Source organism: Paraburkholderia ribeironis (assembly GCF_900019265.1).
GTDB lineage: Bacteria > Pseudomonadota > Gammaproteobacteria > Burkholderiales > Burkholderiaceae > Paraburkholderia > Paraburkholderia ribeironis.
Genome location: NZ_CYGX02000032.1, coordinates 41197 through 58361 on the forward strand (window position 1 = coordinate 41197; position 17165 = coordinate 58361).

Consider the following 17165-nt stretch of genomic DNA (forward strand, 5'->3'; position numbering starts at 1 on the left):
CCGGCAAGCTGACCGATAGCCGAACGATCCGTGCCAGCATGAACCGCCGCGCGCAGGCTCGAAGCAGGCTCGAATCTTCACACCCACCGCGCGTCATGCGCGCCCAGGCGCGTCGGCGGCAGTGCATAGAAAGCAGGTGTCTCCTGCAGTTGCTCGGCCGGCTGCACTGCCGACACACGTCCAAACTCCGACTCGACGGTCGTAATGCAATCGCGCACATCGTCGAGCGCGACATCGGCAGCCTGCCAGCCGTCGGGGAGCAGGCCGAACGACTGCAGCCATCGTCCGATTTGCGCGAGCGAGACCCGCACGTGCCAGCTTCCGCCTTCGGTGGCGCGCCGCGTCAACGCGACCATCGCGCCGAACGCGGCGAGGTAGCCGGTCGCATGATCGAGTGCCTGGCACGGCAGATGCCTCGGTTCGTCACCACCCGCCGCCTGCCGTTCGGTAAAAGCGATTCCGCTCGCCGACTGCACCAGACTATCGAACCCGCGCCGCTGCGCCCACGGCCCCTCATGTCCATACGCGGACACCGACACATACACGATTCCCGGCCGCATCCGCGCCAGCTCGTCGGGGCCGAAGCCGCGCGCCGCCAGCGCGCCTGGACGATACGTCTGCAAGAACACGTCAGCCTCGCCGACGAGGCCGCGCAAGGTCGCGCACCCGGCGGCGTCGCGCAGATCGACCAGCGCCGAACGCTTGCCGCGGCCGTTGTCGATCACTAGCGGCGCGATGTTCGGCAGATGCGGGCCGTTGATCAACAACACGTCCGCGCCATGATGCGCGAGCGCGCGCCCGGCTACTGGCCCCGCGATGATGCGCGACAGGTCCAGCACCCGCACCCCGGACAGCGGCCGGCCCACAGCGCCGCGCTGCGGCTCGACCGGCGCGTCGCCGAGCCGTTCGATCTCGAACAGCGGCAGCCCGGCAACCGCATTCGCCTGATCGAGCGCGGCCCATTCGTCCGGCGTGCGGATCAGCGCGGCACACAGTCCCGCATCGGCGAGCGTCTGGTCGAGCGTCGCGCCGTCCCAGCCGCGAATCGCAGCGGCCACCGCGGCGCGATCGCGGTCGCAGCCGAGCACCTTCAATACACCCTGGAGATGATGCGCGAAATTCGTATGCAACTGGATCCAGCGGCCGTCGCGAGTCTCGTAGAAGCCCGTGACCGGATCGCGCAACGCGGGCGGCGGGCCATCGTTGATACGCAAGTAACGTTCGCTGCGAAACGACGCCAGCGCGCGCCGCATCTGCACCGAAACCTGCTGCCTGCGTGCCGTGCGCAGCCGATGGTATTCAGCCGCCGCAAGGCCCGTCGCGGCGACGGTCGCCGAGGCGAGAGTGCCGACCCGATAGACCGACGGCAAACCCGGATCCGCGCCAGTCAGGGAGACGGAACTGAGCGCGGCCGGATCGCATCCCGCGACGGTCCAGATGTGTTGCAGAGCGAGTTCGGGCGTCATCGCGGTCGTCATGGCGGTCATCATGGCGGTGATAGCAGAGCAGGAAGTGAATCGAGTCTAGAATTCCATCCCGCTGCAATCAATCTTGATTATGATAATCAATATATATTGATTTTTTCTGTTTCTCCGCATTTCCATGCCGACTCCCATTTTCTTGAACGCCACCGAAGCCGCCGCCACGCTCGGCATCAGCTTGCCCACGCTGTATGCGTACGTAAGCCGCGGCATGCTGAGTTCGTCGCCGGATGCGCAAGGCCGGCATCGCCTCTACGATGCCGCCGAGGTGCGCCGCCTCGCGCGTCGCAAGCAGGACGGCAAGCGCGCCGGCAAGGTCGCGCAGAAGGTGCTGGACTGGGGCGTGCCGGTACTCGAATCGTCGATCACGCTGGTCGCCGACGGCCGCCTGCTGTATCGCGGCCATGATGCGATGGAGCTGGCGCGCGCCGCGTCGCTCGAGGACGTCGCGGCATTGCTGTGGGAATGCAGCGCACGACGCCTTGCCAATGCGCCGGCCGTGCCGCTCGCCGCCGCTCAGTGGGCGGCGTGGCTCAAGCTGTGGAGCGACAGCACGCCGCTCGATCGCGCGCTCGTGCTGCTCCCGGCGGCCGCGGCGCAAATGCCGCGCGTCTGGGCGCTCGGCCGCGATGCGCAACTCGATACCGCCTGCGCGGTCATGCGGCTCTTGGCCGCCGCGATGATTTCGGCGGCGCCGTCGCACGAGCCGCTGCATCGGCAACTGGCTGCGGCGTGGCATGTCCGCAACCGGCAACAGGCCGGCCTGCTGCGCGCAGCGCTGGTGGCCTGCGCGGATCACGAACTGAACGCGTCGACCTTCACGGTTCGTTGCATCACGTCGACGGGGACGCACCTGTTCGGCGCGGTGGCGGGAGGACTTGCGGCCCTGGCGGGCCCGCGTCATGGCGGCGAGACGGTGCGCATTGCCGCGCTGCTCGACGAAGCGTCGCGCGCACCCGATCTCGACCGCTATCTGGCCAATCGCCTGGCGCACCATGAGCATGGTGCGTATGCGTACGGAGCCGTGCTACCGGGCTTCGGCCATCCGCTCTATCCGGACGGCGACCCGCGTGCGCGGCTGCTGCTGACGATGCTCGCCGATTGCGCGCCGACGCGCTCGCCGCTCGCTGAAGTGCTGACGCTCGCGCGCACGGTGCGCGACACGACCGGCGCGGAACCGACCGTCGACTTCGCGCTTGCGGCCATCGAGCGGGTGTTGGGGCTGCCGGCCGGCGCCGCGTTCACGCTGTTCGCGGTGGGCCGGGTGGTCGGCTGGATCGCCCATGCCATGGAACAAACGCGCGATGGCCGGTTGATCCGGCCACGTGCGCGCTATATCGGAGAGTATGAGGCGGCCGCCCTGGAGTAAGGTTGGCCGCCGCCTGCGCGCTTCAAACCGCGCCGATCCCGCGCGACAGCCAGCTCAACACCGGCAGTCCGAACAGCGGCTTGGGCGCGGCGCGCTCGGAGCCGCTCGCCAGCGCGAAGCGCGCCCCCGCCTGACCCGCACTGATCCACGCCACCGCCCGCCGCGGCAACTCGATCGACTCGCCGGTAGCGAGCCAGTGATCCTCGCTATGGCCTTCGATGGTCAGCCAGATCTCGCCCGCGATCACCTTGACGATCGACGGACGCGCGACACGCCAGGCCGTCGCCGGCTCGTCCTGTTCCAATTCGAATATCCGGACTTCACGCATTGCCGTTCTCCTTCAACGCACTTTCTGTTGTATCGATTATTGACGTGCGATGATCGGATACCCATGCACAGTTCCGAACACTTTCATCGGAACTGTTCAGTCGAAAAATCGGACAGTTGACACGACTGTTGCGTCGCGAGCCACGCGCTTCGGCTCGAGTGCGCTCGACAACACGCAGCATGCTGCTCGCCGCTTGCCGCTCGAAGGAAGCCTTCGTATGAAACTCGAAATCCAGCTCGACCGTGAAAACGGCGTGCCGCTCACCGAGCAGATCGTCAGCGGCGTCACTGCGTGGATCCGCTCGCGCGCCGCCCACCCCGGCTCGAAGCTGCCGTCGATTCGCCAGTTCGCCGCCGACTTCGGCGTGAGCCGCTTTCCGGTGATCGAGGCGTATGACCGGCTGGTTTCGCTCGGCTATGTCGACTCGCGACACGGCTCGGGCTTCTATGTCGCCGACCGCCAGCCGGCGGCCTCACGTTGCCAGGGCACTTCCGATCCGCGCCGCGCCGAGGACGAATCGGGACATCTGCTGCAGCAGTTCAACTACCCGGGCGAGACGCTCAAGCTCGGCAACGGTTCCATTCCGGAAAGCTGGCGCGACATGGACGCGATCGCGCAGGCGATCCGTCACGTGTCGCGCACCGACCCGGCGAGCATGGTCGACTACGCAACGCCGCTCGGCAATCTGACCTTGCGCGAACATCTGCAAAGCCGCATCGGCCAGTTGGGCATTCAGGCGGACACGTCGCAGATCCTGATCACCAACGGCGCTAGCCAGGCATTCGATCTGCTGATGCGCTACATGCTCAAGGCCGGCGATACGATCTTTGTCGAAGACCCCGGCTACTACAATCTGTACGGCCTGCTGAAGCTGCACGGCGTGAACCTGGTCGGCATTGCGCGCACCCGCAACGGCCCCGATCTCGACGTGATGCAGGCGCAGCTCAAGCTGCACCGGCCGAAGCTGTTATTCATCAACACCGTATTCCACAACCCGACCGGCACCACGGTCGCGCCGCAAGTCGCGTTCCGGCTTTTGCAACTGGCGCGCGAGCATGGCTTCTCGATCATCGAAGACGACATCTACGCCGACTTCCAGACTGAGCTCACCGATCGCCTCGCGACCCTCGATCAGCTCGAGCACGTGATTTACGTCGCGGGTCTGTCGAAAACGCTGTCGTCGTCGCTGCGGATCGGCTGCGTGGTGGCGAGCCACGCGATCATCAAGGATCTGGTCGACATCAAGATGCTGACGAGCATCGGCGGCTCGCGCTTTGCCGAGGCGGTCGCGGTGTCGCTGCTGGAGCGCGGCGCGTATCGCAAATATCTGGAACGCCTGCGCCGCCGCATGCGCGACGCGCTCGGCTCGACTATTCAGACGCTCGAAAACGCCGGCTGGGAGATTTTCGAAAAACCCGTCGGCGGCAAGTTCGTATGGGCTCGCGTGCCGCATGTCGCCGACGCACAGCGGCTGGTGGAGTGCGGCGTGCCGCTGGGCGTGACGGTGGTGCCCGGCTGCTACTTCCGGCCGAACATGGAGGTCAGCCCGTGGATCCGGATTCACGCGGCGTTCAGCAACGATCCCCGCGCACAAGCGTTCTTTCACGCCGCCGCGGCATTGCCGGCGGACGCTTGAGGGCGCGGCTGCGTGGCGCCGCACTTTTCCCTGGAATAGCGAGTACCAGCCCGTCCCCGCGCGCCTAGCCGCCCTCCATGTCCACGACGCCGACCCCGTCCGCCTCCGCTGCCAACGCTCCGTCGGGACCATCGGCCCGCTCGCTCACCGTGATGTTGTGGCTCGTCGCCACCGGCTTCTTCATGCAGACGCTCGACTCGACCATCGTCAACACCGCGCTCCCCGCGATGGCGACGAGCCTCGGCGAGTTGCCGTTGCGCATGCAGTCGGTGGTGATCGCCTATTCGCTGACGATGGCAGTGATGATCCCGGTGTCGGGCTGGCTGGCGGACAAACTCGGCACGCGGCGCGTGTTCTTCAACGCGATCCTCGTGTTCGCGGTCGGTTCATTGCTGTGCGCGAACGCGCACACGCTGAACCCGTTGGTAATTTTCCGCATCGCGCAGGGCGTGGGCGGGGCGATGCTGCTGCCGGTCGGACGGCTCGCGGTGCTGCGCACTTTTCCCTGCGAATCAGCCACTGTGGCTGCGGCTCGTGCAACTGGCGTTCTTCGGCGCCGTCAACTCGATGCAGTTCACCGCGATGAACACGTTGACGCTCAAGGACCTGGGCACTGGTGGCGCGAGCAGCGGCAACAGCCTGTTTTCGCTGGTCCAGATGCTTTCGATGAGTCTCGGCGTGACCGTGGCCGGCGCGCTGCTCGCGACCTTCACCGGTCTGTTGCAGCGCGTGACCGCGATCAACTCGCTGCCCGCCTTTCACGCGACGTTCCTGTGCGTTGGGTTCATTACGGCGTGCTCGTCGTGGATCTTCGCGCAACTGTCCCCGGACATTCGCACGCCAGCGAAAAAGACCGATCCTTCGGAGCGGACCTGAGACGCGTGACGCTCGCCGCCGATCCGCAACGGGGCATGCGCCGCACCAGCAAAGTGCGAAGCGGCGGGTCCAGATCCGGACTGGCGCACGATCGTCGTATCAACGCGCCTCTACCACGTGTGCCTGCTGTGTTGCAGTACGCGCATAGTTCTTGCTCGGCTATCCTGTAAACTCTCGCGTTCTACGCGTGCGCGTGACTTGCGTCGAGCCTGCAAGCGCGCCGCCACTTTCACACGACTGACATGATGAGCATGATCGAACTCGATCCTCCCGGCTTCCAGCCACCACGCCCGATGGCCGGCGACGAAGGCTCGCGGCGCACCGTTCTGTACGGCGCCTACACCGTCTTCAGCGTGTTTCAGCCTGTTTTCTCGGTGTCGCACCGGCGCGCGATCGGCTATCACGCGTCGCTGCGCGCCCACGACGAGCACGCGCAGCACGTGCCGTCGCACGAGGTCTTCACGCAAGCCGCACGGCGCGGCGACCTGCTGGAACTCGGCCGGCTGGCCGAATCGCTGCATCTTGGCAACTTCAATGCGTTCGACAGCCATGACGAATGGCTCTTCCTAAGCCTCCACCCAGCCGCGCTGATGGACACCAGTTACGGCGATGCGCTGCTTGCCGGGCTCAAGGCGCTCGGCTTGCCGCCGCAACGCGTGGTGCTCGAAGTGTCCGAGCAGGCAGGCGGCGAGACCACGCGCTTTGCCGAGATCATCGACGCGCTGCGCAAGTCCGGTTTCCTGATCGCACTGGACGGCTTCGGCGCGAAGCATTCGAACATTGACCGCGTGTGGAATCTGCGCCCGGACATCGTCACACTCGACCGCTGCATCCTCGCGCAAGCCAGCGAACACTCGCATATTGAACGCGTGCTGCCAGGGCTCGTCTCGCTGCTGCACGAATCCGGGCAACTGGTGCTGATGGGTGGCCTGAGCACCGAGCGTGACGCGTTGATCGCGCTCGAATGCAACGTGGACTTCGTGCAGGGCGCGTTCTTCGCGGGCCCGAGCGTTGAGCCGGTCAAACCGCAGACAGCGGCCGGCCTGATGGACTCGCTCTCGGCGGCGCTGCGCGAACGGGTCGCGGCGCGCGAACGCGCACAATCGACGCGGCTCGCACCTTACGTCAAGGCACTGGAAACAGCCGCCGCGCAGTTGATTGCCGGCGAGTCGATCTCGCAGGCGACCGCACCGCTGCTCGCGCTCGGCGAAACGGCGCGCTGCTTCGTGCTCGACGGTTCGGGCAGGCAGATCGGCGACAACGTGCTGCCGCCAGGACGCACATCGCAACGCGCGAAACGTTTCCGGCCTCTGTTGCATTCGGAAGGCGCGAGTTGGGAACGCCGGCCGTACTTTATCCAGGCGATGCGCGTACCGGATCGGGTGCATCTGACGCCGCCCTACCTGTCGATCAACGAAGCGCACCTGTGCGTAACCGCCTCGATCGCCGCGCATACGCCGCATGGCACACAGGTGCTATGCCTCGATATCAACTGGGAAGTCGCGGCTCATCGCAATTGAATGTGCCGAGCGTTGCTGGATTCGTGCGAGTAGCCGCTTGACTGCCGCACGACCCAGCACCCGGTTGGCGGCATCCAGATTCGCTGCGCTGGTGACGATGCGCAACGCGACGATCCTGGTCGAGCCATCCGTCCGGCCGTTTGTCCACACGTCGAGCATGCCGACGACATCGCCTTCGAAGAACAAGGCGACGCACATGGCCCCCTCCACCGACACCACCTCTGCATTGCTCGCTTGCTGTGCAAGCGACGTGACCGTGTCCACCCACCCTGCCGCGACCGGCTCAGGTGCACACACCGGCGCACACACCGGCGCAAGGACAGGCACGTCACTGACGACTTGCGGCGTGTCACTGAAGAGCCGCAACAGGCCCGCTCGATCCTGCGCTTCCAGCGCGGCGCGCAAGCGCTCGACGATCCGCGCATGTGCGGCGGGATCGGGCCGTTGCAACGGCGCCCCCGCGCGCTGCAGCTTCGTTCTGGCCCGATGGACGATCTGCCGGCAAGCGGCCGGCGTGCGCTCGAGAATTCTTCCGATCTCCGCGTAATCGCAATCGAAGGCTTCGTGCAACACGAACGCCGCGCGTTCGTCGGGCTTCAGACGTTCGAGCAGCAGCATCACCCCGTAGGACATCTCCGCCGCCCGCAAGGCCAGCTCTTCCGCCGATGGCGCCACCTCGTCGAGCCACGGCTCCGGCAGCCAGCCCGCATGCTGCGACGCGCGTTCGCGCTGCACGTGTCGCAAACGGTCGATCGCGGCGCGCGTGGTGATCGTGGTGAGCCAGGCGGCCGGTGTTTGCACCGCTTGCGTATCCGCCAGATGCCACTTGAGCCAGACGTCCTGCACCACGTCCTCTGCTTCGGCGCGGCTGCCAAGCATCCGGTATGCCAGCGCGAGCAGGCGGGCGCGCACGGCCTCGAAACTGGATGCCTTGTCGATTCCTTGTTCCGTCATGTGTAGACCTCCAGATCGTGCGTGATGAAAAAGCGCGCCTTGCCTGCCTGCAATAGTGCCCAGGCGCGCGCCGTACTCGGTATCCTGTTCAACTTGACGCGCGGGCAATCGGCGATGTGACAGCCCGACGCAAAAATATTCCTGTCACGCGGCCGCGCGCTACTTCGTCAAATGAGCAATAACCGGCGCATGGGGCGCGCGGTTTCTGAACCGGCCGCGGCTCAACACGCTGCTCACCACGCTTGTGACAAGCTTGTAACGAGTATCCGCGCCGTCCATCGCGAGACTCCTATGCATCCCAACTATCCATCCGTCACTGGTCTCGGCCTCGTGCCTACCGTGATCGAACAATCCAGTCGCGGCGAGCGCGCTTACGACATTTACTCGCGGTTGCTGCGCGAACGCATCGTGTTCCTCGTCGGGCCGGTCAACGAGGAATCGGCAAGTCTGATTGTCGCGCAAATGCTGTTTCTGGAATCCGAGAACCCCGACAAGGATATTTCCTTTTATATCAACTCGCCGGGCGGCTCGGTATATGACGGCCTCGCGATTTACGACACCATGCAGTTCATTCGCCCGCAGGTATCGACGTTGTGCACCGGCTTCGCTGCCAGCATGGGGACGTTCCTGCTGAGCGCGGGTCAACGCGGCAAGCGGTATGCGTTGCCGAACGCGCGCATCATGATCCACCAGCCGTCCGGCGGCAGTCAGGGCACGGCGGCAGACGTCGAGATACAAGCCAAAGAGGTGCTGTATCAACGGGCACGCCTGAATGCAATCATGGCCGGGCACACCAGGCGCAGCGTCGAGGAAATCGCCCGCGACACCGACCGCGATAACTTCATGTCGGCACACGAGGCCAAGGAATATGGATTGATCGACGACGTACTGGAAACACGTGCATCGCTAGGTGGCACGATTCGTCATCAGGACATGTAGTGGCGCTATCCCATTGTCTTTGCTCTTTGCAAATCTGATGAGAATGGCGACAGCACCCACCTCCACCACTCACGCCGACCACGGCTTTCCGCCGCCCTTGTCGGTGCGCACGGAACACAAAAGCTGGCCACCTTCGCTGGAATCGCTATCATGGTCGCGATTCGTCGAAATCGACGATCGCTTCAATGGAGAGATTTATGGCGTCATCCAACGAAACCGTCAGCATGGCGCTATTTTGCGACTTCGAAAACGTCGCGCTCGGCGTGCGCGACGCGAAATACGACAAGTTCGATATCAAGCTGGTGCTCGAACGCCTGCTGCTCAAGGGCAGCATCGTCGTGAAGAAAGCATATTGCGACTGGGATCGCTACAAGAGTTTCAAGGGCGCGATGCACGAGGCCAATTTCGAACTGATCGAGATTCCGCACGTGCGTCAATCGGGCAAGAATTCAGCCGACATCCGGCTTGTGGTCGACGCGCTCGACCTCTGCTACACGAAATCACACGTGAATACGTTCGTAATCATCAGCGGCGATTCGGATTTTTCACCGCTGGTGTCGAAGTTGCGCGAGAACGCCAAGCAGGTGATCGGCGTCGGCGTGCAGCAGTCCACCTCCGACCTGCTGATCGCGAACTGCGACGAGTTCTTTTTTTACGACGACCTCGTGCGCGAGAGTCAGCGTGCGGTCGCCAAACGAGAGTCGGCGCGCCCGCAACAGAACGTGCAGCAGGCGACCAAACGCACACCCGACGAAGACAAAACCCGTCACAAGGAAGATCTCGAAAAACGTCGCACCAAGGCGGTCGAAATTGCGGTGCAAACGTTCGATGCGCTCGCTTCCGAACGGGGCGACAGCGGCAAGATCTGGGCGTCCGTATTGAAGAACGCGATCAAGCGTCGGAAGCCCGATTTCAACGAGACGTACTACGGTTTTCGCGCCTTCGGCAATCTGCTGGAAGAGGCGCATGCACGTGGGTTGCTCGAGTTCGGCCGCGACGAGAAGTCGGGTGCGTATGTGTACCGCAGCACGGCGGCGAACTTGGCCGGCGAAAACGTGGGTGAGCCTGCCGAAGCCGAATCGACTGAACAGGTGTATGAGGCGCAGGCTGCTGAAGCGGCGGTCGCTGAATCTGGTGGTAAACACGAGTCGCGTCGTGGCGGCCGCGGTAAACGCAAGGCGGCGCGCGGCCAGCAGGAAGCCAGTCACGAAGAACGGGCCGTTGTCGAGCATACGGCCAACGTGCAAACGCGGGAAGACGACGCGCATGTGCAGGTGCCGTCCGCTGGCGAACCGGTTGTCGAACTGCCAGAAGGCAACCGGGTAGCACCGGAGAACGCTGACGTCGAGCCGGTCGCCGCAGTTGAATCGGTCACCAGCGGCAACGAAGACGTCCCGCACGCCGAAGCCAATCAAGCCGAGCGCCGTAAGACACGCGCGCCGCGCAAGACAGCCGCGAAGAAAGCCAGGAAGAACGAGAAGAGCGCGCCGCAAACGATCGAAGATGTGCCCGCGATCACCGCGCCGGCTGAGCCATCTGCACCGGCTGCGCACGCAGAAGAAGCGCCTGCGGCGGACCGGAAGGCAGCGCGTAAAGCCGCGCCGCGTAGTCGTCGTTCGCGCAAGGCGGCAGCAACCAGCGACGCAGAGTGAGTGCCGCTGCACACATGCCCACTGCGCAACAAGCAAAAAGCCCCGGCTCGTGATGAGCCGGGGCTTTCTCCCTCGGCGACCCACCGACACTGATCGCGCTGAAAACGGACACCGCGTCATGACAGGTATCAGAGCGCGCCATCTGTCAATAACCGGTGATCAGCAGGTTTCCTAACGATAGCTTTGTCAGCTGGCTGCCAAAGTCGCCGTCGGCTGAAAAGCTCTGCCCGTTTAGCGCGACGCCAAGCGCGTTTCGCCCCTTTGCGCCACATCACGGCATCAGCTTTACAGCGACCAGCTTGCGCGGCCGCTGGCGAGATGCGTTTGCTTCGACGAAGCTGCGGATTCCGAACGACGGTCAGTAATATGGGTAAGGTGCGTACATAACCGGTGGCGGTGCGATGTAGCCCGGCGGGGGTGCGTAGTACGGCTGTGGCGCGACATAGTAAGGCTGCGGCGCCACGTAGTAAGGCCGCGGTTGCGCGATCGTATCGCCCTTCGCGGTCATGCACTGGGCGTAGGCGGCGTCGTAGTGTGCCTGCAGGCCAGCGGCGGAATACTGCGCGCTATTGGCGCCGCTCGCGCCGCCGATCAGCAGTCCACTGCCCGCGCCGATCGCCGCGCCGGCGCCCGCGTTGCCGCCCGCCGCGCCAAACAGCGCACCGATTGCTGCGCCGCCGAGCGTGCCCAGCGCTGCGCTGTTCACGCTATTCGTGGTTGCCGCCTGCGCTCCACCGGACGCATTGGTGGAGCGGTACGCATAGTCGCGGCACGCATAGTCGTTCTGCTGGAACTGGTCGAGCGATTCGCCCTTGTGCGGCAGAGCGACCACGCTCGGGGCGCTCGGCGGCGCCACCGCACAACCGCCGAGCGCAAGCGCAATGGCGGAGACCGGGATCGCAAGGCTTATCGATTTAGTGCTGGAGATCATGCTGATGCGGTTCAGAACCTTGGAATTTATACGTTATGCCAAACGGTGCGATCCGTGTTTACTAGATCGTTACAGAAAGTTTTTCATTACGCCGCCCGCCATCGCCGCGCGAATCATGAGAGCGCCGGGTGTCGCTCCTGTCATATCGGGCGACGCGTGTAAGCGGACGGGCAATTAAATTCTGCACGGGCGGCCTGGACTGGCTTCAAACGATGTCTCGCCCCGTCCCGACGCCGGCGGTGATACTCCGATGCAGCCTTGCCTTGATCAGCGCACGCGCAAAACTGCTTGCGAGGTTCAATCTCGATGCCGTAAAAGCAGAAAGCCCTCACGCGGGAGGGCTTTCATTTTTCACAACTATTGTCCACCCGATCAACGCGGTGGCGATAGCGGTGGCGGTGATGCCAGCGTGGGCGGCCAGTCCGGATCGCCCACATCGCATTGGACCATCCCGATCATCCCGTCACGCGGCAATCAGCAATCTCACGCGAAGTTCTTCGCCGCAAATTCCCAGTTGACGATGTTCCAGTACGCTTCAACGAACTTCGGACGCGCATTGCGGTAGTCGATGTAGTAAGCGTGCTCCCACACGTCGATGGTCAGCAGTGCTTTCGCATCGGTGGTCAGCGGCGTGGCAGCGTTGCTCGTCGACACCAGGTCGAGCGAACCGTCAGCCTTCTTCACCAGCCATGCCCAACCCGAGCCGAACGTGCCGACCGCGGTCTTCGTGAATTCTTCCTTGAACTTGTCGAGCGAACCCCACTTGGCGTTGATCGCGTCGGCCAGCTTGCCGGTCGGCGCACCGCCACCTTGCGGCGACAGGCTGTTCCAGAAGAACGTGTGGTTCCACACTTGCGCTGCGTTATTGAACAGGCCGCCCGATGCCTTCTTGACGATCTCTTCCAGCGACAGGTTCTCGAACTCCGTGCCCTTGATCAGATTATTCAGGTTGGTCACATAGGTCTGGTGATGCTTGCCGTAGTGAAACTCGAGCGTCTCTTCCGACATGTGCGGAGCGAGTGCGTTTTTCGCGAACGGCAGCGGCGGGAGCGTATGTTCCATGGTGCTTTCCTTCTGTCTGTATCTGTTGTGGGGAGTCTGCGGATAACGCTGTAGAGCACTCGATTGTAGGCGAGTTGGAATAACCCCGCAAACCAACGGACTTTATGCGCGGCATCGGCAAAGCGGCCGCGCACAGAGCCTGACTAGTGCCTTCGCATGCCGTGTGCCTGGACCGTTGGACAATCAAAAGTACGGCGACGATGGCAGTCGGCGCAGTGTCAGAAACCGTCGGCCAGACGCGTTTGCACATCCGCCAGCGCGATGTCGGCCGAGCCTTCGGCAAGATGCACCGTGAAGCGCCGTCCAGGTTTCAACGACGACGGCGCGCGCACCGCTCGACCGCTCTGCGCATCGAGCATGGCGGCATAACCGCGCTCCAGCGTACGCTGCGGACTGAGCACCTCGAGCCGCGCCGCAAGCGTGCCGATTCGCGCGACCTGACGTTCATGCTGGCGTAACAATGCGGCGTCGAGGCGTTGCGCGAGATTGCCGAGCCTCGCCCGATGGGCGGCGAGGTCCGGACGCCAACGCTGCCAGCGCATCTGCAGCAGCACAAAGCGTGCTCGTGCGTCACGCAGCGGGCGCGCGCCCGCCGACGCGAGCCGCACGCTCAATTGCTGCAGGTGGATGCGTTGTCGCGCGAGACGCTCGGTCGGCGACACGAGCCGACGCGCGAGCCAGTCGAGTTGTTGTGCGCGCCGCTCCATCATGCGGCCGAAACCGCGTGCGAGCGTCGCGTGCCGATGATCGAGTTCGCGCAACAGCAGCACGCGCTGCGGACTGACGAGTTCGGCGGCACCGGTCGGCGTCGGCGCGCGCATGTCCGCGGCGAAGTCGGCGATCGTGAAATCGGTTTCGTGACCGACGCCACTGACCACCGGAATCGCGCTTTGCGCAATCGCACGCGCCAGCACTTCTTCGTTGAAGGCCCACAGGTCTTCGATCGAGCCGCCGCCGCGGCACACGATCAGCACGTCGACCTCACGCCGCGCACTGGCCGCGTCGACCATCGCCGCGAGCTTGCTGCTCACGCCCGCGCCCTGCACCGGAGCCGGATAGACGATCACTGGAATATGCGGCGCGCGACGCGACAGCGTGGTCAGTACATCGCGCAACGCCGCGGCCTGCAACGACGTCACGATGCCGATCGCACGCGGATGCGCCGGCAACGCGCGCTTGCGCTCGGCGGCAAAGAGGCCCTCGGCTTCGAGCTGCGCCTTCAGTCTGAGAAACGCTTCGTACAAGCGGCCCTGGCCGGTGCGGCGCACCGCCTCCACATTCAGCTGGAGCTCACCACGCGGCTCGTACATCGTGACCAGCGCGCGCACTTCGATGCGATCGCCTTCGCGCGGCGTGAACTCGGCGTATTGCGCCCGCCCGCGGAACATCACGCAACGCATCTGCGCCTGCGCGTCCTTGATCGAGAAATACCAGTGGCCGCTCGCGGCCCGCGTGAAATTTGACACTTCGCCCGCCACCCAGACGAGCGGAAACGAGCGTTCGAGCATCGCGCCAATTGCGCGGTTGAGCGCGGAAACAGGAACGACGACCTCACCGCCGGGCGTAGCCGGCGAAGCAAAGGGATTATCGGAATTCATGCGAAGAGGACTATCCGTGACTGGCCGGTCAGACGATAGACCGACTGGCCATCGGCGTCCAGCGTAGTCGCTGAACTGTTAAAAGTGTCCACATGGCGGGACGCGCCTGCCGGATTCCGCCAGATCGCCGCCAAAGCACCATGAACCCGTAGCATGTCATTGATTTATATGCAATTTATATATCCACCGAAGCGCTGACCGCCGAGCCAAAGCGCTCGGCACGGCCCTCCCGGCCCGTTTGATGGCAGGTTTTCCACAAAGTTATCCACAGGTTGTCGGTATTGTTCGAAACCGCGACTCGCCGCGCCGGGCGCGCCGCGCGACTTGCCGGGCGGGATACCTGCGCGCTAGAGTGGCGGGTTCGACGGCATGCGCCGCGCTCCACGCAGCGTGTCATTGCGGCACACTAGGGCAGACCGTGCGAGCGCTTCGAGCGCCGACGCTGCTGCAAAGCTACTGCAAATTTCGCCTCACTTTCGATTGTCCGGAGAACCGCGTTGATGCAGACCCCGCCTATTGCGCATGGCGCTTTTGCGCCGCCGCGTCGTCCGTCGCCGGCGAACCACGCGCCGCTCGTGCGCGCAGTTTGCCCATGAGCGAGCTCAGCGCCCGTCTCGAAGCGCGCCTCGCACGCGAATGGCAACAGCGCGGCCCGTTCGCCTGGGCGCTGACGCCCCTCGCGTGCGTGTTCGGCGCGATTGCCGGCGCACGCCGCGCCGCCTTCTCGCTCGGCTGGTTGACGTCGGTGCGCGTCGGCGTGCCGGTGGTGGTGGTCGGTAACGTGACCGTCGGTGGAACCGGCAAGACGCCGACGGTGATCGCGCTGGTCGAAGCCCTGCGCGCCGCGGGTTTCCAGCCCGGCGTGGTGTCGCGTGGCTACGGCGCGCGCGTGAAAACGCCGACGCCGGTCACGCCCGCGTCCGCCGCGCATGTCGGCGGCGACGAACCGTTGCTGATTGCGCGCCGCACCGGCGCGCCGGTGTGGGTCTGTCCCGATCGGGTGGCGGCCGCGCAGGCGTTGTGCGCCGCGCATCGCGACGTCGACGTGATTGTCAGCGACGACGGCCTGCAGCATTACCGCCTCGCACGCGACGTCGAACTGGTCGTGTTCGATCACCGGCTGGGCGGTAACGGCTTTCTGCTGCCGGCCGGGCCGCTGCGCGAGCCGCTGTCGCGCCGCCGCGATGCGACGCTGGTCAACGATCCGTACGCGCGCACCCTGCCCGCATGGCCGAACACATTCGCACTGCAACTCGCTCCCGCCGACGCGTGGCATCTGGACAACCCCGCGCTGCGCCGCCCGCTCGCGCAGTTCAGCGGCGAGCGCGTGCTGGCCGCGGCCGGCATCGGCGCACCTGAACGCTTTTTCGCGACGCTGCGCGCGGCTGGCCTCACGCCAGCCACCCGCGCGCTGCCGGATCACTACGCGTTCGAACGCAATCCCTTTGCGGACGCTGACGCCGACACGATCCTGGTAACGGAAAAGGATGCGGTAAAATTAGGGTCCTGGCACGACGCGCGCATCTGGGTTGTCCCGGTCGAAGCCGCGCTCGATCATCGCCTCATTGCATTAGTTGTGGAGAAAGTCCGTGGACGCTCGCCTGCTTGAAATTCTCGTCTGCCCGATGTGCAAGGGCCCGCTCAGCTACGACCGCGCCGCGCAGGAACTGATCTGCAACGCGGACAAGCTGGCCTATCCGATTCGCGACGGCATTCCCGTGATGCTGGTCGACGAAGCGCGGCAAACCGTGGAAGGCACGCCGGTCGATCTGAATCCGGGCTCGGTCGCCTGAGTCGGGTTGTAGGCGGGGCGGCCGCCGTGCGCGCCGCCTCGCGTCGTTGAGCGCATCATTCGCTGTCGCTTCCCGGGGCTGTTTCCAGCGGTAGTTTCCCGCAGTTACTCAGTTACTTGCTTGCGCCGCATGCGGTATGCGCGGCGCCTCCTCCTCCGGTTTTATCGCCGCCCCTCTTTTCGATGACTCACGCCAATCACGCCACTCCCCCGTTCATCGCCGTCGTGCCGGCCAGGCTCGCGTCGACGCGCCTGCCCAACAAGCCGCTCGCCGATATCGGCGGCAAGCCGATGGTGGTGCGGGTCGCCGAGCGTGCGCGTGAATCGGGTGCGCAGCAGGTGCTGGTCGCCTCGGATGCGCAAGCGGTGCTCGACGCAGCACGCGAGCATGGCTTCGAAGCCGTGTTGACACGCGCCGACCATCCGTCGGGCACGGATCGTCTCGCGGAAGTGGCGGCGCAGTTCGGCTGGAGCGACGACACGATCGTCGTCAACGTGCAGGGCGACGAGCCGCTGATCGACCCCGCGCTGGTGTGCGGCGTTGCGTCGCACCTCGCGGCCAGCAGCGGCTGTGCGATCGCGACCGCCGCGCATCCGATCACCGACCCCGCAGAAATTTTCAATCCGAACGTCGTCAAGGTGGTGCTCGACGCGCGGGGCGTGGCGCTGTACTTCTCGCGCGCGCCGATTCCGTGGGCTCGCGATGCCTGGCAGCCGCACTGGCCCGAGGTCGCGTCGATGCCGACGCCGCCCGCGCCAGCGGTCGTTCACCGGCATATCGGGCTGTACGCCTATCGCGCGCAATTCCTGCGCACGTATCCCAGCCTTGCGATCTCACCGATCGAACAGGTCGAAGCGCTCGAACAACTGCGCGCGATGTGGCACGGCGAGCGAATCGCGGTGCTCGTCACTCAGGACGTGCCGTTGCCCGGTGTCGATACACCCGCCGATCTCGCGCGCATACGGGCTTTATTCGGGTCTTGAGCGCAAGAACCCATGGCATAATCGGGCGGTCGTGCGCGTCTCC

The 17165-nt window shown here is 64.9% G+C and carries 15 protein-coding genes and 1 pseudogene; 9 read left to right on the forward strand and 7 right to left on the reverse strand.

The genetic code is table 11. The features are described 5' to 3' along the window. Positions 1-77 precede the first annotated feature (77 nt). Positions 78-1466: a CoA transferase gene (locus BN2475_RS15665; RefSeq protein WP_094780475.1), complete on the reverse strand. Its 1389-nt coding sequence runs from the start codon at positions 1464-1466 to the stop codon at positions 78-80. A 136-nt stretch (positions 1467-1602) separates the two neighbouring features. Between BN2475_RS15665 and BN2475_RS15670 the strand changes: the two genes are divergently transcribed. Next, a complete protein-coding gene (locus BN2475_RS15670; protein WP_094780425.1) occupies positions 1603-2850 on the forward strand; it encodes a citrate/2-methylcitrate synthase in 1248 nt (415 codons plus the stop codon). Between the two features lie 22 nt (positions 2851-2872). Here BN2475_RS15670 and BN2475_RS15675 read toward each other — a convergent pair whose 3' ends face one another. Then, entirely contained in the window at positions 2873-3178 is a 306-nt protein-coding gene (locus tag BN2475_RS15675) for a DUF2917 domain-containing protein (RefSeq protein ID WP_094780426.1), read from the reverse strand. Between the two features lie 217 nt (positions 3179-3395). Here BN2475_RS15675 and BN2475_RS15680 point away from each other — a divergent pair, with 217 nt between their 5' ends. Further along, positions 3396-4814 (forward strand): aminotransferase-like domain-containing protein, encoded by a 1419-nt coding sequence (locus BN2475_RS15680; protein WP_094780427.1) that lies wholly within the window; start codon positions 3396-3398, stop codon positions 4812-4814. A gap of 64 nt (positions 4815-4878) precedes the next feature. Here the strand turns inward: BN2475_RS15680 and BN2475_RS35555 are convergent, their stop codons facing one another. Next, the gene (locus tag BN2475_RS35555; RefSeq protein ID WP_245841350.1) at positions 4879-5076 is read right to left on the reverse strand and encodes a hypothetical protein; all 198 of its coding nucleotides are present in this window, start codon (positions 5074-5076) and stop codon (positions 4879-4881) included. On the opposite strand from BN2475_RS35555, the pseudogene BN2475_RS15685 reads away from it, so the two are divergent. Together BN2475_RS15685 and BN2475_RS15690 are read left to right on the forward strand one after the other, a co-directional pair. Continuing rightward, positions 4997-5690 (forward strand): annotated as a pseudogene (locus tag BN2475_RS15685) (MFS transporter). The gene BN2475_RS35555 and the pseudogene BN2475_RS15685 overlap by 80 nt on opposite strands. A gap of 245 nt (positions 5691-5935) precedes the next feature. Continuing rightward, positions 5936-7210, forward strand: a complete 1275-nt coding sequence (locus BN2475_RS15690) for an EAL domain-containing protein (RefSeq protein WP_094780476.1) — start codon at positions 5936-5938, stop codon at positions 7208-7210. Here BN2475_RS15690 and BN2475_RS15695 read toward each other — a convergent pair. After that, positions 7166-8164 carry a sigma-70 family RNA polymerase sigma factor gene (locus tag BN2475_RS15695; RefSeq protein ID WP_094780428.1) on the reverse strand — a complete coding sequence of 333 codons (999 nt, stop codon included), beginning with the start codon at positions 8162-8164 and terminating at the stop codon, positions 7166-7168. The two genes, BN2475_RS15690 and BN2475_RS15695, sit on opposite strands and share 45 nt — an antisense overlap. Positions 8165-8455: 291 nt before the next feature. On the opposite strand from BN2475_RS15695, the gene clpP reads away from it, so the two are divergent. Together clpP and BN2475_RS15705 are read left to right on the forward strand one after the other, a co-directional pair. Next, the gene (gene clpP, locus BN2475_RS15700; protein ID WP_094780429.1) at positions 8456-9103 is read left to right on the forward strand and encodes an ATP-dependent Clp endopeptidase proteolytic subunit ClpP; all 648 of its coding nucleotides are present in this window, start codon (positions 8456-8458) and stop codon (positions 9101-9103) included. 197 nt (positions 9104-9300) lie between these two features. Then, entirely contained in the window at positions 9301-10755 is a 1455-nt protein-coding gene (locus tag BN2475_RS15705) for an NYN domain-containing protein (RefSeq protein ID WP_094780430.1), read from the forward strand. Between the two features lie 358 nt (positions 10756-11113). Here the strand turns inward: BN2475_RS15705 and BN2475_RS15710 are convergent, their stop codons facing one another. The 3 genes from BN2475_RS15710 to xseA form a co-directional block, all read right to left on the reverse strand. Next, positions 11114-11686 (reverse strand): glycine zipper family protein, encoded by a 573-nt coding sequence (locus BN2475_RS15710; RefSeq protein WP_094780431.1) that lies wholly within the window; start codon positions 11684-11686, stop codon positions 11114-11116. A 483-nt stretch (positions 11687-12169) separates the two neighbouring features. Further along, positions 12170-12748 (reverse strand): superoxide dismutase [Fe], encoded by a 579-nt coding sequence (sodB, locus tag BN2475_RS15715; RefSeq protein ID WP_094780432.1) that lies wholly within the window; start codon positions 12746-12748, stop codon positions 12170-12172. A 218-nt stretch (positions 12749-12966) separates the two neighbouring features. Further along, positions 12967-14346, reverse strand: a complete 1380-nt coding sequence (xseA, locus tag BN2475_RS15720; protein ID WP_094780433.1) for an exodeoxyribonuclease VII large subunit — start codon at positions 14344-14346, stop codon at positions 12967-12969. Between the two features lie 592 nt (positions 14347-14938). Between xseA and lpxK the strand changes: the two genes are divergently transcribed. The 3 genes from lpxK (at position 14939) to kdsB (ending at position 17122) form a co-directional block, all read left to right on the forward strand. Beyond that, positions 14939-15955 carry a tetraacyldisaccharide 4'-kinase gene (gene lpxK / locus BN2475_RS15725; protein ID WP_094780434.1) on the forward strand — a complete coding sequence of 339 codons (1017 nt, stop codon included), beginning with the start codon at positions 14939-14941 and terminating at the stop codon, positions 15953-15955. Continuing rightward, the gene (locus BN2475_RS15730) at positions 15936-16139 is read left to right on the forward strand and encodes a Trm112 family protein (protein ID WP_094780435.1); all 204 of its coding nucleotides are present in this window, start codon (positions 15936-15938) and stop codon (positions 16137-16139) included. Before lpxK ends, BN2475_RS15730 begins: the two co-directional genes overlap by 20 nt. 182 nt (positions 16140-16321) lie before the next feature. Continuing rightward, the gene (gene kdsB / locus BN2475_RS15735) at positions 16322-17122 is read left to right on the forward strand and encodes a 3-deoxy-manno-octulosonate cytidylyltransferase (protein WP_094780436.1); all 801 of its coding nucleotides are present in this window, start codon (positions 16322-16324) and stop codon (positions 17120-17122) included. The last annotated feature ends 43 nt before the right edge of the window (positions 17123-17165 follow it).